Below are 14,755 nucleotides of genomic sequence, written 5' to 3'. Positions count from 1 at the left end.
AAACTTCAGCCTTCCACCCCATCTTTCCTCTATGAATCATTCTGACCGCCTAGCGGCCTTCGTGGCCTTGGGCCAGCGTTTGCAGAACCTATCCGAAGACGAACTAGCTAGCCTAGGTGCCCGTGCGCGCAACCAGAACAACTGGTTCACGCCTACCAATGTAGCCTATGCTATCAAAGGCATTGCCGAACTGTTGGACGAGGAACCGCTGCGCCAATGGGCCGGCCGCTACCCCGCCGAGCCGGAGCAGCCTCGCCAAATTGGCGTAGTCATGGCCGGCAATATTCCGCTGGTAGGCTTTCACGATCTGCTGTGCGTACTGCTCAGCGGCCACATTTTACTGGCAAAACCTAGCTCCGACGACACTGTGCTCATGACCTGGATTGCCAGCGAGTTGGTGAAGATCGAACCGCGCTTCGAGGAAATGATTCGCTTTGCGCCGCGCCTGAACGCTGCCGATGCCTTCATTGCCACCGGCTCCGATAACACGGGCCGTTACTTCGAATACTATTTCGGCAAGAAGCCCAACCTTATCCGCCGCAACCGCACCAGCCTGGCTATCCTCACGGGCCGCGAGTCGGAACACGATTTGGGCTTGCTAGGCGAGGATATTTTCCGCTACTACGGTTTGGGCTGCCGCAACGTGAGCAAGCTGTACGTGCCGGTGGGCTTCTCCTTCCCTACCCTGCTCGACGCGCTGCAACCCTGGCACCACATTCTCGACCATCACAAATACCAGAACAACTACGACTACAACAAAAGCATTCTGCTGGTGAACGGCGTACCGCACTACGACAACGGTTTCCTGCTGCTGACAGAAAGTCCGCAGTTGGTGTCGCCTATCTCGGTGGTGCACTACGAGGGCTATCAGCATGAGGTAGACCTAGTGGAGCGCCTGACTACCGTGGCTGCGCAAACGCAGTGTCTGGTATCGGCGGGCGGGCAATATCCGGGCAGCTTTGCTTTTGGGCGGGCGCAGCACCCGCAGGTGTGGGACTACGCCGACGGCATTGACACGATGAAATTTCTAGCGCAGTTTTAATGGAAGTATAATGCCGTTTTAATACGCTTCAAATCACTACAAGCGTTCTTTACTTACTTTCTCACCCTACTCTACCCATTTACCTTTTCAACCTATGCCCTTCACACCTTCGACAGACACAGCCGAAATCATTGAGAAAGAAGCTATTCCAAGTCTGCACTTTCCTACCGAAGATGTTCTCACAGATCCGCTCGACCGACAACGCCGCCAGCACGATGCCGACCGCGCCACGGCACTCGGCAACAACTATCAGGGTAAAGTCGACATCTATTTCCGCACGTCTGACTACATCACCCGCCGCGTGCACACCAGCATCTGGGCCTGCCACGACAACAGCCTCACGCTGAAAGCTGGCGTATCCCTACCCTTGCAGGCCGTGCTAGGGTTTGATTTTTACTAAGCGAAACCCATAAAGCGTGTCATCCTGAGCGCAGCGAAGGACCTACTCACGGCAGAACGAGTCGTTAATACGCCTATCGTTCACGCGTGAGAAGGTCCTTCGCTGCGCTCAGGATGACACGCTTTGTTTAAAACTTCTAAATGAACAACTCGTCAACTACACTCGGTCCAGCGTTTTCACAATCAAATCGTTGATGACGTTTTCCGAGTCGGTAGCAAACTCGCCGGTGGCGCGGTTGGCTACGATGGCGTTTAGCGATACTACCTCGTGGCCGAGCATACGGCCCAGGGCATAATAGCCAGCCGTTTCCATCTCGAAGTTGGTAAGACGCAACTCCCCTTCGGCGCTTTGGTGACGGAAATTCTGGAACTGCTGGATCAAGTCGGGTTGGCGCAGGTCGAGGCGCAGTACGCGGCCCTGGGGCCCATAGAAACCGGGGCAGGTGAGGGTATTGCCTACCACCATACCTTTCCCGAGTTGCTCGCGCAGCAGGTCGGAGCCGCGCACGCAATAGGGCCGGTAGGGCAGCTGCAAGGCTTGCTGAACACCGGTGGCAACTTCAACTTCCAGGCCCGTTTCAACTAAAGGGTAGAACTGCATCAGTGAATCGAGGCCCACGGCGTGCTCCGTAACGAGGTGCGAGCCTACCGGAATATCGGCCTGTAAGGCGCCACTGGTGCCAATGCGCACAATGCGCAGCTGAATCCGCTCGTCGTGTGGGCAGGCCTCCCGCGCCATGAAGTCAATGTTGACCAGCGCATCCAGCTCGTTGAGCAGAATATCGATATTATCGGTGCCCATGCCGGTCGAAATCACCGTGAGACGCTTGCCTTTGTAGTAGCCTACGTGGGTCACAAACTCGCGCTTCTGAATCTTTGTCTCAATGGAATCGAAGTGCTGGCTGACCATCGGCACCCGTTCCGGGTCGCCCACCGTGATGATAGTTTCGGAGATATGATCGGGTAGCAGGTTGAGGTGGTAGATGCTGCCGTCTTTGTTCAGGATCAGCTCCGATTCAGGAATAGGCATGAGGAAGGTGTTTTAGGTGGGAGAAAGCGAATATAGAAAAAGTGTCATCCTGAGCAGCGCGAAGGACCTTCTCACGCCAGAACGAATCGTTGTTATGATAGTCGCTCTAGCGTGAGAAGGTCCTTCGCGCTGCTCAGGATGATAAACTATTTATAATGCCTACTTAGCAGGTGCCCTATACGATAACAAGCCCTGCTCAGGATTATAATTGTTGCTGTTTTTGGGGTAGGTACCCGTGCCATCGTAGGGGCGCTTGTCGGGGTGCTGCTGGCAGGTAGGCGAGCAGGCACCTTCCAGCTGCTCGGCGCAGGTTTCGCAGAGGGGCAGGTGGTCGTTGCAGTGCGGGTTGGCACAGTTCACCATGCGCGCCGAGGGCGTATGGCAGTGGTGGCAGGTGGAAATGATGGTCGGGTTGACGCTGTTGACATCCACCGCCACACGGCCATCGAATACGTAGCATTTGCCGTCAAAATCCTCACCGCCGGCTTCCAGTCCGTACTTGATAATACCGCCGTGCAGCTGGTACACATTCTCGAAGCCTTGCTCTAGCAGAAAGGCGCTAGCTTTTTCGCACTTGATGCCGCCAGTGCAGTAGGTCAGGATTTTCTTGTCCTTATACTGCGCTAGCTCCTCTACCTTACCCGGAAACTCGCGAAAGTTCTCAATATCGAGCGTAATGGCGTTTTTGAAACGTCCCAGCTCGTGCTCGTAATCGGAGCGCACGTCTAGCACCACCACGTCGTCCTGGTCCTTCATGTCCTTGAACTCCTGGGGTGAGAGGTGGATGCCGGTGCGCTCGTAGGGCTTGATGTCGGGTAGGCCCACGTGCACGATTTCGGGCTTCACGCGCACGTGCAGCTTCTGGAATGTGTGGGCATCGGCGGGTTCTATTTTGAACTCCAGCGCCGCGAAGCGCGGATCAGCTTTCACCACGCGCATGTACTCCTCGCAGTCGGCCCGTCGGCCCGATACTGTACCGTTCAGCCCTTCCGGCGCCACAATGATGCGGCCGCGCAAGTGCAGGCGCAGGCATAAGCGGTGGTGCTCCTCCCGAAATACGTCTACGTCGTCAATGGGCGCGTAGCAGTAATACAACAGAACGAGGTAATCCATTTTTCAATCGAAAATTAAGAATTGAAAATTAAATAGCTGATTCACTGAATACTCGAACAGAACTTATTCAATTCAACAGATCAGTTTCTGCTTTGTAGCAGCTGTTCTTAACCGACTTTCGCGGCGGGATTACCGAATACGGTTTGGTTAGCGGGCACATCGGCCACTACCACCGAGCCGGCCCCTACCCTGGCTTTCTTGCCAATCTTGACGCCTGCCACCACAATGGCGCCGGAGCCGATGAAGGCTTGGTCGCCTACTACTACGCCAGTGTTCAGGATGGCGCCGGAGCCGATTTGCGAGTATTCACCTATCTCAACTTTGGTCTCCACTACGGCGTTGGCTCCAATGATGCAGCCGTCGCCTACCTTGGCGGTGCTGGCTACTACGGCATTGGCGCCTACCAGAATGCCGTGGCCCAGCCAGGCGTGTTCCGCCACGCTGGCACGGGCATGAATGGCGTTGACGGGTGCTACTTCGTATTCGTCGTGCAGCATGCCGGTGAGGCTACGGCGGCTGGCCGCGTCCTCCGTAGCGACAAACACCTCACACTTCTTGCCAAGCAGTTTCAACAGGTCTTTGTTATCGGTGTTGCCCATCACAGGCACGTCGTTTACTTCGGTATTTTGCAGTTGAGCGTCGTCGTCGAGTAGGCAGTAGACTACCACGTCGTTGCTCAGAAAGGAGTCTAGGGCAGCGGTGCCCACGCTCTGTGCGCCCAGAATGATTACAGGATTTTCCATAAAATGAGAACAGCCCACGCGGGGCCGGAGTTTGCAGCGAAACCACAAAGATAGGTTGAATGGTGAAGTTGTGAAGCGTTTGTCATCCTGAGGGTATGAAGGTCTGCCAGTTGCATGAGTCGTTGTTACACTTGTTCTCGCGTGATAAGATTCTTCACTAGCTTGCTGCGTCACATGCTCAGGATGACAAACGCTCCACTACTTCACCATTTTAATACTCTCCGCACGTAGTCGTTTTGCAACAGCAGTAGCAGTAGAAACGGCAGCAGCACTGTGCGGTAGCGATTAAGGGTGCCCAGGTTAGGGGTAGTCAACCCCAACAGAATAGCCAGGCCCAGGCAATACACTACCAGCACCAGCACCAGCGCGAAGGGTAGGCCCCCGCCCCTACCTCGTGCTACGGCAGCCATTGCCGTGAGCAGCAGCGCCAGTAGCACGAGGTTTTCCATACTCACCGTTAGGTAGTTCCAACGCAGGCTTTCCCAAGGCCACGGGCGCACCACAGTATTCAGGGCAGCGGCTGGGGCATTGGTGACTACGCTCTGCCAGGTAGGCGCCAGGTGCTCATACTCGATGTGCGGCTTGTGGCGCGACTGCTCCAACATGCTGTAGTAATTGCGCAGTAGTTGGCTACTAAATCTATTGAAGCGAAAGATGGAGTTCACTTCGCTCAGCACAAAGCCACCGCCTACTAACAGGAGCACTACTAGTGTTACCTGCATCCCGCGCCGCCGCACGCCTAGCCGCTCCCCTACCCTGATAATTGCCAGCCCCAACAATGCCACGAACAGCAGCACCGCGAAGAAATACCGCATCTTGAATGCCACTACCACCAGCACCACCGCCCCTACTACCGACCACGCGCGCACGGGCCGCCCTCCATAAAGCCAACCCAGTACCAGCGCTGTCAGCCATGCCAGCGTACCTACCAATACGCTCTCCTTCGTCAGCCCCGAGGTCCAGTACAACACGCTGGGCCACAGCAGAAAGGAAATAGGCACAGCCAATATCGGCGTATCGGGGAATAGAGGCGGCAGCTTCCGCACCAGTTGCCAACACCCCACAAAGCAGAACACCGACAGATACATCGCATTCAGCCACACGCTACCCAGCGAAGCCAGGTTCAGCGCCGACAGTATCTTAATGAGAAAGAACGTGTTGGAGTATCCGTGGTAGATCAGCTGCCGGTCCGGCGCGTGAAACTCATCGCCCAGCAGCGTACCTACCCAGGCCGTGGGTGCAGTCCATAGTTGATCGGTGAGGGCAATGCCCCAGTACTGAAAATAGCGGGCGTCCTCGGTCAGCAACACAACGGTTGCCAGCGTGATGACCAGCTTCAGGGCCAATAATGGTAAGATAAATTGCCCTACCCCCGCTGCCTGTTGCTGCTGGCGCACCCAGCGCCACAGCAGCCACAGCAGGCCAGTATTTAGTCCAACAGCTAGTAGTATCCTCAACGTAGCATAGGTTTGGGTTGTAGAATGCGGTTGCCAATGGCGCAGCGCAGGCACTGGCGTGGCTGGCAGTAGCCGTGGTGCAACGCTAGCAGGCCCTGCGAGTCGGCGGCAGTGCGGTGCTGGAAACCCAGCAGATCGTAGGCGTCCGTAATGGCATTGCGCTCGGCGGGCAGTTGCGTGAGTAGCGTTACGGCCTGCTCCACTAGCTCCGGCTGGCCGACGTGGCGGGCATAGGCTACGCGCAAGGGCACTACCACGTTAGTTATCAGCAGATGGGCGCTGCTCCTACCCAGCTGGTGCGGCACCTTGCCCGGTCTACCCGGCCGGGTATGCCCCCGCCAATACTCCGATACTGGCGCGGCAAAAAACTGTTCCAGCGTCAGCACGTCCTGAGCGGTTAGCAGGGCATCGAATAGGGCGGGGCGGGCGTGTAGTACGGCCGCCAACTGGGCCAGCCGCACCGGTGGGAAGTTGGCCGGCCGCAAACGCAGAAAATTCCAGTCATGTGGGGCCAGGGCAGTGGCTTTCAGCTGGTACTTATGAGCCAAAAACTCGTATTCAGCCCGCAAATCGGCTACAAACAGGTCGTGGCGGTTTTCGTCGTTTTCGGTTAAAAAACCAGCTTGCCCAAACAGCAGGGCTTCCAGCTGGCGCCGGTCGTGGCGGTGGCGGCGCAATACGGGTAGCGGCAGGGCTTTGGCCAGACGCTGCAAGGGCTCGGTGTTTTTCTTGAAGCCAAAGGCTGCCAGCAGGGCATGGTAGGTGGTGGCCTCCCAGTCACCGCCGAGATGCTGATGCAGGGTTTCGAGGGTAGCAGCTTTCTGCTCCACGCGTTCCAGTAAGGTCCGCTCGACCATCATCACCCGCGCAATAACGGGCACTTGCCCCAGCAACGGCGCGCAGGGTAGGACGGGCGTATCGGTAAGCAGTTGTTGGTAGCGACCCAGTAGCTCCGGTGCCAGACGGCCTTCCAGCGCCAGCGCGGGCACTTCGGAGCCGTTGGTACGGCGCACAGGCTCATCGGCGTGCAACACTACGTGCAGAATTACCTGGTCGTACTTGGGGTCGTGCTGGTGCTGGTGGTGGTGCCAATCGGAAGCACGCAGATGGATTTCTACAGCGCCGTTCCACTCCACCTCCCCCAGATGTAAGCGGGCATTCAGGAAATCGGGGCCGGCATCGTGGTTGTGCAAGCCGGGCTTGAGGATGGTAATGGCTTCGCCGCTGGTAGTGCGCAGGTTGGTTTTATCGAAATATTGCTGTTGCCAGACGTAGTGGAGGAAATCTTCTTTCATAGCAAGTATAAAAGCACATGGATAACTAATCAAGATCTATTTTCTTCTGTCATCCTGAGCATTCCGCGCATCAAGCGGCGACGAAGGACCTGCTCACGCGTGAACGAGTCGTTGTTAAGAATGTCGTTCTGCGGGTATAAGGTCCTTCGCAGGCTCAGGATAACAGACGATTTTTAGGCTTACAACCAAAACTTGTACATGTCTCCCCACAAAGCAAAAACCGGCCCGCCTCCTCTCGGAAGCGGGCCGGCCAAAACGGCAGCGTGGCTGTCAATTAACGCAGATCTACCACTTTCACGCCTTTGTACTTCGATTTGTCGAAGTTGAAGGTGGTGGCGTCTACCGGCGGGTTAGGCTGAAACTGCTTGATGGTGTAGGTATAGCGGTTGCCGTTCTTCTTGAACATCTGCCAGCTTTTCACCGATTTATCGGCCTTGGCTACCTTGATGCGCACTTTGTACACGGCATTGGAGCGGTCTTCCGGCGATAAGTCGATGATGTCGATAGCCTGGCCACCTTCCTTGGCTTCCTGTACGTAAGTGTACTTGTAGCCTTTCTTGTATAGAGTAAATATCTGAGAAGGAGACACTTCCTGATCATCGGGCTCGTAATCCGAAATATTTACCTCGTTTTCCGACTTCAGGTAGGTCCACATCGTCTGACCGTTGTTGATGACCTCCTGGCCGTTCACTTTCAGCCGGAATTTGGGGCCACTCACGATGATATCGCCGCTGATATTTTCCTTCACCTTGGCCTTGTCATTTTCCAGAGTTTGGGTGAAGTTGGCCCGGAACGCCTTCATCGCCTGATACTTGGCGCTCATTTGATCAAGGATTTTACCGGCTTTGGGGTCCTGCTGTGCACTGGCAGCTTGCATAAACGAAGCAGACAAAGCGAGCAGAGCGAGAAATTTTTTCATTGCAGAAATTGGTGTAGCGAGCTTGGATGGTAGAGCGAATTACGCTGCGAAGGTTTAAACGGAGAAAACTAAAAGTAGAACAACGTTATGCTCTTATTTTCTCTCGGCTAAGTTCTATTTCTGCATAGTATTCAACAACTGTTCCAAACTGTACTCATCGGGGATGAGGACTTCGCGGGCTTTGCTACCCTCGAAAGGCCCTACAATGCCGGCATGCTCCAGTTGGTCGATGAGGCGGCCGGCGCGGTTGTAGCCCAGCTTTAGCTTGCGCTGAATGAGCGAAGTGCTACCCTGCTGGTGGGTCACAATCACGCGGGCGGCTTCCTCAAACATGGAGTCGCGGTCGGCGGGGTCGAAGTCCTCGCCGCCGTTGCCACCGCCGTCTTCGCCCGCTACCTCCGGCAGCTGGTAGGCGTCGGGGTAGCCCTGCTGCTCGCCCACAAAGTCGCAGAGGCGGTCTACCTCGGGCGTGTCGATGAAGGCGCACTGTACCCGGATGATATCGGAGCCCTGCGAAATCAGCATGTCGCCCTGGCCCACGAGCTGGTCGGCGCCGCCCGCGTCTAGAATGGTGCGCGAGTCGATTTTAGAGGTCACCTTGAAGCTGATGCGGCACGGGAAGTTGGCCTTGATGATACCCGTAATTACGTTTACCGAGGGGCGCTGGGTGGCCACAATCAGGTGAATACCAATGGCGCGGGCCAGCTGGGCGAGGCGAGCAATAGGTGTCTCTACCTCCTTGCCGGCCGTCATCATCAGGTCGGCCAGCTCGTCAATCACCAGCACCACGAAGGGCAGGTAGCGGTGGCCCTTTTTGGGATTGAGGCGACGCTCCACAAACTTGCGGTTGTACTCCTTCAGGTTGCGGCAGCCGGCGTCTTTCAGCAAGTCATAGCGCCGGTCCATCTCCATGCACAGGGAGTTGAGCGTGTTTACTACCTTTTTGGTATCGGTGATGATGGCTTCCTCGGTATCGGGCAGCTTAGCTAGGAAGTGGCGTTCAATCTTGTTGAAGATACTGAGTTCCACCTTCTTGGGGTCGACCAGCACAAACTTCAACTCCGAGGGGTGACGCTTGTAGAGCAGCGAAGCCAGTATCACGTTCAACCCCACCGACTTACCTTGACCGGTAGCACCAGCCATCAGCAAGTGGGGCATCTTGGCCAGATCGACCACAAACACCTCGTTAGTAATGGTGCGGCCAAAGGAAATCGGCAGGTCCATTTCGGTGTTGATGAACTTGTCGGTGGCAAACACCGAGCGGATGCTCACCATCTCTTTTTTGGTATTCGGCACCTCAATACCAATGGTGCCTTTACCCGGAATTGGCGCAATGATACGGATACCTAACGCGGCCAGGCTCAGGGCAATATCATCTTCCAGGCTCTTGATTTTGGAGATGCGCACGCCCGCATCCGGCACAATCTCATAGAGCGTAACGGTAGGCCCAATGGTGGCCTTAATGCTGGCGATGTTGATGCCGTAGTGCCCCAGCGTTTCCACGATGCGGTCTTTGTTGGCCTCCAACTCCTCCTTGGTTACCTGAGCTTTGGGGGCGCCGTAGTCGTTGAGCAGCTCCAGGGTAGGGTACTGGTAGCGGGGCAGGTCGAGGGTAGGGTCGTAGTTGACGGCGGGCATGGCCTCGGCGTCCTCGTCTTCCTCGGCAATAACGGCCATATCGGCACCAGCCGAAGGATCTAGCTCACCGGTTTTATCCTCGATTTCGAAGGGCGCTTCGGGCTTGGCAGGCTCTACGGTCAGTGGCAGTGCCGAGGCCGTGGCAGCTGGCAGCGGCGCATCAGCGTCGGCGAGGTCAGCCAGGGAAAGCGGGGTTGGCACCCGCGATGCGGGTGTGGCAGTAGGCGCTACCTCCGGCTCGGCGGTGGGCATTTCGAAGGAGAAGCTGGGGCCGCTGGCGGCCGCTTTGGCCGCTACGGCACCCGCGCCAGCCACGGTAGCCGCCGCTCCTGCGGAGGCAGCAACGGCCGGCGCCGCAACGGCTGCTGGGGCTACGCTCAGGGCCACGGCACCACCGGCCACGGCACCCGTATGTACCACTTCTGGCTCGGCGGGAGCGGGGGTAGCAGCCACTGGGCGACGGTCGTGCAGAGTGATGTTCAACGCCTCATCGTCGTCGTCATCTTCTGGTTCCAGGGCGTCGTCTTGCCCCAGTTCTTCCTCAGTAGTTGACGAGAAACGCGGAGCATTACCGGCCCGATTGGCCGCAGCGGCCGGTGTAGCCATAGCGGCAGGAACGGCCTCCTCCCCTACCCCCCGGCCTAGACCCAGGGTAGTCACATTGAAAAAGAATACCACGAAGGAAATCAGCAGGAACGCCAGCAGTAGCACCGTGCCCCAGCCAATGAGGCTGCTCAGCCACAGAGCTGCCTCGTAGCCTACCCCGCCGCTCAGGAAATCGAGGCGATGCGCTAGGTTGGGGTCCGCTTCGGGGTCCTGCATGCTGATGACCACGTAGCCCATTAACACGCTCAGCCACAGCATCGTAAACAGGGACAGCGCCAGCACGTAGCTCACCGACACATCGGCTCGGCGGAACACAATTTTGTAGCCCAAGAAAAACACTACCGGAATAACGGCAAAGGCCGCGATGCCGAAGCCCTTGTAAATCAGGAGTTGTGCAGCCCAGGCCCCTACTAGCCCCAGCAGGTTGCTAGACTCCTGCCCGGCTTCTTTCACCGGCGTGTTGGCCAGGTTCTCCACCACGCTCTGATCGGCGTGCCCCGTGAACAGGAACGACACGAAGGCAATGGTGAGGTAGATGGAGCTGAGCAGGAAGAAAAAGCCTAGGAACAGTTGAAAGCGCCGGTCGCGCAGGAAGCCCAGCACCCCGCCCAGACGTACCGTGGGGAAGCGCATGGGCGGACGAGCGGCGCGGGGCGCGGCCTTCGGTTTTTCCTTGTTGCGCGGCTCGCGGCGGGGTTGCTCGCGGGCGGGTGCTACCTCGTCGGCTACTGGAGCCGAAGCCCGCGCCGGGCGCTGCTCATTGGCACGGGAAGCCGGAGCAGTATTCGTTTGCTTGTATGTATTCTTTGCCATTCGGATGCTCACTAAAAAGCCAAATCTAGCAATTTTGAGGGGGAAACGGGGGTACCAAAACCGTAAAACGGTGAAGCAGTGAAGATACTATTTCCACTGCTCGATTTGTTTGCATATTCTTTCCGTCGCCGCCGCACTCGCTCGGCTCGGCCGAGTGAGGACTACGCTTGAGAGGCTGTGCCCCGAATCCGTCCGCGTCGATTGCCCGAGGCAGGGCTAACGTGATGCAGGCGCGCGCAGCAGAGCTGCTTGAGCGTAGTGCTCACTCGGCGGAGCCGAGCGAGTGCGGCGAAGATACCCCCTCCTACCCTCCTACCTTCGACTCACTCACTCACTCACTCACTCACTCACTCACTCACTCACTCACTCACTCACTCACTCACTCACTCACTCACTCACTCGGCAACGCTACCTCATACACAAACAGCTGCCAGTAGGCCGCAGCATCGGCCTGTACGGCCAGCAGCCGCAAGCCGCTCTCTTGCGGTCGGGCCAGGCGCGCCGCCGAGAGCACGAAGCGCCCGCCCAGCCGCCGAAATGCAGCGGCATCGAAGGCCCAGTGCTGCACTACCCTACGTTGCGCAGCGCCTACCCGAAAGTTCCTTCCTAGCTCGGCCGAGAACAGGTAGCAGCGGTTGCCCCAGGCATCGAAGTAGGCGCGCAGGGCGGGGTCCTTCGCTAGCTCGCCGGCAATAAGGGGTCGGAACTGGTGCTTATAACGCAGGGGGTAGTTGTTCTGGTAGCTGTCGAGGGTGTAGAAGCCGTTGAGCTGGGCCACGCTGGGCGGTAGGCCCAGGCAGGCCACACGGTAGGCGGGCGGCTCCTGGCCGGTGCGCTCGTGCAACAAGGCCCGCACCCGCGCAAACAGTCGGGGTGCCACGTAGGCCGCGTAGCTGGGTTCGGTGGCGGGTGCTACGCCCGCTAGGTGGCGCAAATTGGTGGTCCACTCGGTGTTCATGGCCAGGCCAAGGAGTAGCTGCACCACTGCCAGCCCTACCCGCAGGCGGCCAGGGGGTAGAGCGCGCAAGCTCAATACCAGCACCACAAACCAGAGCAGCGGCGTCAGGAAATGAAACCGGCCGACGTTGAAAGTGCGCAGAAGCGGTATGTATGCCTGCAACGCCGCCAGCAGTTGAGGATAGAAACCGCAAAAGACGGCAGTCAGCACCAGTACGATTCCCAGCGGCAACAGCTGCCGGCCCAGCGCCCGGCGCGTTGCTGGCTCGCCCTTAGTTAGTGCCACTGCCACCACCGCCAAGATCACGCCCCGAAAAAACAGACCGGGGAGGTACTGCCCCATCAGCAGGTAGTGCAGGGTGCTTTTCAGCCCGATAAGGAAACTCATGGGCAGTAGCTGACTGATATCAAACTCCACTCGGTGCGACACGAACTGCTTGGCTATCAGCAAAGAGTAGAGCAGCGGGTATTCTACCACCAGGTAGCTCGCCAGCAACAGCCCGGCGCCCAGCAGCACCGCGCCCAGGTGGGCGCGGCGGCCGTGCCACCAGTCCCACGCCAACAGCCCGCCTATGCCCGCCAGCAAAAACGGCCCCACATACACAAACATCGACCACAGCGGAAACACCGCCAGCGTCAACCAGCTCAGCCCGCGCCGCCTACCCTCCCGCAGATTCAATACAGCCCACAGCACCCATGGCTGCCCTCCTACCGACAGCCCGTAGATGGTATGCATCGGCAGCGTGGCCCAGGCCAGTGCCAGTAGCGCCGCCAACTCGGCATCCTCGGGCTTACGCAGCCAGTGCGTGCGGGCCAGCGCGTAGAAGCCCAGCAACGCTACCAGCCGCACCAGTAGCGCGTGCAGCAGGTAGGCCGGCAGCGGGGGCAGCACGGCAAACAGTTGCATGGTCACGCTCAGGCCGGAGCGCAGGGCATTGCGGGGTAGGCCGTCCATCAGGGGCGGCACCACCGCCGTGGAGCGGTAGTCCAGCAGCACGCCAAGGCGGGGCAGCAAGGAGGGCGCTACCAGCTCCGAATCGAGGTTGTCGTTGATGGACAGGTAGGCGTGTTCGCCCAGCAACCACACGGGCAGTAGCAGCAGCACCAACACCAGCAGCGCCTGGCGAAGTGGAGTGGTAGGAAACCGGAAAAGGGCGGGCATACGATGTGAATCAAATAGGAAGGCAAAAATATCTTGTACCAACTGTAGTTCTTGTTCAGGTTGCTATTCGCAGGAAATCTACCCAGTTTCGCACACTCAACCTTTATCACTTTTCCCGGTTTTCGTTTTTGTCATGCTCTTAAAATCTGCTACCGACCCCTCTGACGGCAGCTCCTGCGTCCTCACATTCGACGAAGTGAACCAATGGTTACGTGCTACTTGGAAAGGGTTTGTTGATACAGGCGAAGCCACGAAAGGCGCTGATAGCTACCTCACTTCCATGCAAACTTTCAGCTGCCCGTATCTATTGAATGACAACAGCCAGCTTGTAGGACCGTGGTTCGATTCGATTGAGTGGTTGCAGCGGATATGGGGACCCCAGGCCAGTCGGCTTGGCCTGCGCTACGTGGCCCACGTCACGCACCGGCTGCGCAGTGAGCTGGCAGTCTTAGACAAGCATCATCCGTTTCAGGACCAATTTGAAGTACAGCTTTTTGAAACTGTAGCTGCCGCCGAAGACTGGCTCCGGTCTTGTCAGAAACGGTAGGAATGCTCACCAGCTCACCACTCAGCTTCGCGGGTGGAACTCCGTAATCACCTGCTTGAGGTAGTCGCGGTCGAGGTGGGTGTAGATTTCGGTGGTGGTGATGCTCTCGTGGCCCAGCATTTCTTGCACGGCACGCAGGTCGGCGCCGCCTTCGATGAGATGGGTAGCAAAGCTGTGGCGGAACGTGTGTGGGCTGATGCTTTTGCGAATACCCGCCTGCTCGGCTAGCGCTTTGATGATGTGGAAGATCATCACGCGGGATAGTTTGCCGCCGCGCCGGTTCAGAAACACAATGTCCTCGTCGCCAGGCTTCACGTCGAGGTGGGCGCGGATGCCGCTGAGGTAGAAGCCCAGGTGCTTGAGCGCGTCGCGGCCGATGGGCACCAGGCGCTCCTTGCTGCCCTTGCCCACCACCCGCACAAAGCCTTGATCTACATATACATTGGAAAGGCGCAGCTCCGTGAGTTCCGATACGCGCAGGCCCGACGAGTAGAGCACTTCCAGCAGGGCGCGGTTGCGGGTGCCCTCGGGCGTGCTCAGGTCGATGGCCGCCAGCAGTTGCTCTATCTCGGGGTAGCTGAGCGTGTCGGGGAGGTGGCGGCCGGTTTTGGGGGCTTCCAGCGTATCGGTGGGGTCTAGCTGGAGCAAGTCTTCCATAATCAGGAAGTTGTAGAAAGCCTTGATACCCGATAGGGTGCGGGCCTGGGAGGTAGCACTCAGGCCCAGTGCCCCCAGCCACGTCAGGAAAGCGCGTAGGTGCTCGGGGGTGATATGCTCGGGCGTGATGGGCAGCTGGTGTAACTCCAGGTATTGGCGCAGCTTGCTTACGTCGCGGGAGTAGGCTTCTACCGAGTTGCCGGCCAGGGATTTTTCGAGCCGCAGATAGCCATCGAATTGCTTTTGCGCGAGTGGCCAGGTCATGGAATAGGGGACTGGGTTGTGGGTGACTGAGGGACTGGGTTGGCGCGGGACGGGGTAGGCAAAGGTCGGTGTTTTTTGCAGGTTGGGTTCTTTCGACTGCTTCCTGGCTGTAT

At 58.0% G+C, this 14,755-nt stretch carries 12 protein-coding genes; 3 read left to right on the top strand and 9 right to left on the bottom strand.

Translation table 11 applies throughout. The features are described from left to right. Positions 1–31 precede the first annotated feature (31 nt). Entirely contained in the window at positions 32–1,042 is a 1,011-nt protein-coding gene (locus F1C16_RS06090; protein WP_185283456.1) for an acyl-CoA reductase, read from the top strand. Between the two features lie 94 nt (positions 1,043–1,136). Further along, positions 1,137–1,442: a hypothetical protein gene (locus tag F1C16_RS06085; protein ID WP_185283455.1), complete on the top strand. Its 306-nt coding sequence runs from the start codon at positions 1,137–1,139 to the stop codon at positions 1,440–1,442. 156 nt (positions 1,443–1,598) lie between these two features. Here F1C16_RS06085 and F1C16_RS06080 read toward each other — a convergent pair whose 3' ends face one another. The 8 genes from F1C16_RS06080 to F1C16_RS06045 all read right to left on the bottom strand — a co-directional run bounded on the left by F1C16_RS06080 (position 1,599) and on the right by F1C16_RS06045 (position 13,174). Then, entirely contained in the window at positions 1,599–2,471 is an 873-nt protein-coding gene (locus F1C16_RS06080; RefSeq protein ID WP_185283454.1) for a nucleoside phosphorylase, read from the bottom strand. 159 nt (positions 2,472–2,630) lie between these two features. Continuing rightward, positions 2,631–3,584: a rhodanese-related sulfurtransferase gene (locus F1C16_RS06075; protein WP_185283453.1), complete on the bottom strand. Its 954-nt coding sequence runs from the start codon at positions 3,582–3,584 to the stop codon at positions 2,631–2,633. A 107-nt stretch (positions 3,585–3,691) separates the two neighbouring features. Continuing rightward, positions 3,692–4,327 carry a NeuD/PglB/VioB family sugar acetyltransferase gene (locus F1C16_RS06070; protein WP_185283452.1) on the bottom strand — a complete coding sequence of 212 codons (636 nt, stop codon included), beginning with the start codon at positions 4,325–4,327 and terminating at the stop codon, positions 3,692–3,694. 203 nt (positions 4,328–4,530) lie between these two features. Then, a complete protein-coding gene (locus F1C16_RS06065; protein ID WP_185283451.1) occupies positions 4,531–5,784 on the bottom strand; it encodes a hypothetical protein in 1,254 nt (417 codons plus the stop codon). After that, the gene (locus F1C16_RS06060) at positions 5,781–7,079 is read right to left on the bottom strand and encodes a DUF2851 family protein (RefSeq protein WP_185283450.1); all 1,299 of its coding nucleotides are present in this window, start codon (positions 7,077–7,079) and stop codon (positions 5,781–5,783) included. Before F1C16_RS06060 ends, F1C16_RS06065 begins: the two co-directional genes overlap by 4 nt. Before the next feature lie 274 nt (positions 7,080–7,353). Beyond that, on the bottom strand, positions 7,354–7,998 hold the full coding sequence (locus F1C16_RS06055) for an outer membrane lipoprotein carrier protein LolA (RefSeq protein WP_185283449.1): 645 nt from the start codon (positions 7,996–7,998) through the stop codon (positions 7,354–7,356). A 114-nt stretch (positions 7,999–8,112) separates the two neighbouring features. Continuing rightward, positions 8,113–11,055, bottom strand: coding sequence for a DNA translocase FtsK (locus F1C16_RS06050; protein ID WP_185283448.1), 2,943 nt, complete (start codon positions 11,053–11,055; stop codon positions 8,113–8,115). 391 nt (positions 11,056–11,446) lie between these two features. Beyond that, positions 11,447–13,174: a DUF6044 family protein gene (locus tag F1C16_RS06045; RefSeq protein WP_185283447.1), complete on the bottom strand. Its 1,728-nt coding sequence runs from the start codon at positions 13,172–13,174 to the stop codon at positions 11,447–11,449. Between the two features lie 133 nt (positions 13,175–13,307). On the opposite strand from F1C16_RS06045, the gene F1C16_RS06040 reads away from it, so the two are divergent. Next, complete coding sequence (locus tag F1C16_RS06040) at positions 13,308–13,721, top strand: hypothetical protein (protein WP_185283446.1); 414 nt, start codon at positions 13,308–13,310, stop codon at positions 13,719–13,721. A 21-nt stretch (positions 13,722–13,742) separates the two neighbouring features. Here the strand turns inward: F1C16_RS06040 and xerD are convergent, their stop codons facing one another. After that, on the bottom strand, positions 13,743–14,642 hold the full coding sequence (gene xerD, locus F1C16_RS06035; protein WP_185283445.1) for a site-specific tyrosine recombinase XerD: 900 nt from the start codon (positions 14,640–14,642) through the stop codon (positions 13,743–13,745). Positions 14,643–14,755 lie beyond the last annotated feature (113 nt).

Source organism: Hymenobacter sp. NBH84 (genome assembly GCF_014217645.1).
Lineage (GTDB): Bacteria > Bacteroidota > Bacteroidia > Cytophagales > Hymenobacteraceae > Hymenobacter > Hymenobacter profundi.
The sequence above is the reverse complement of the archived record's forward strand: the minus strand, read 5'-3'. Positions and strand labels throughout refer to the sequence as shown.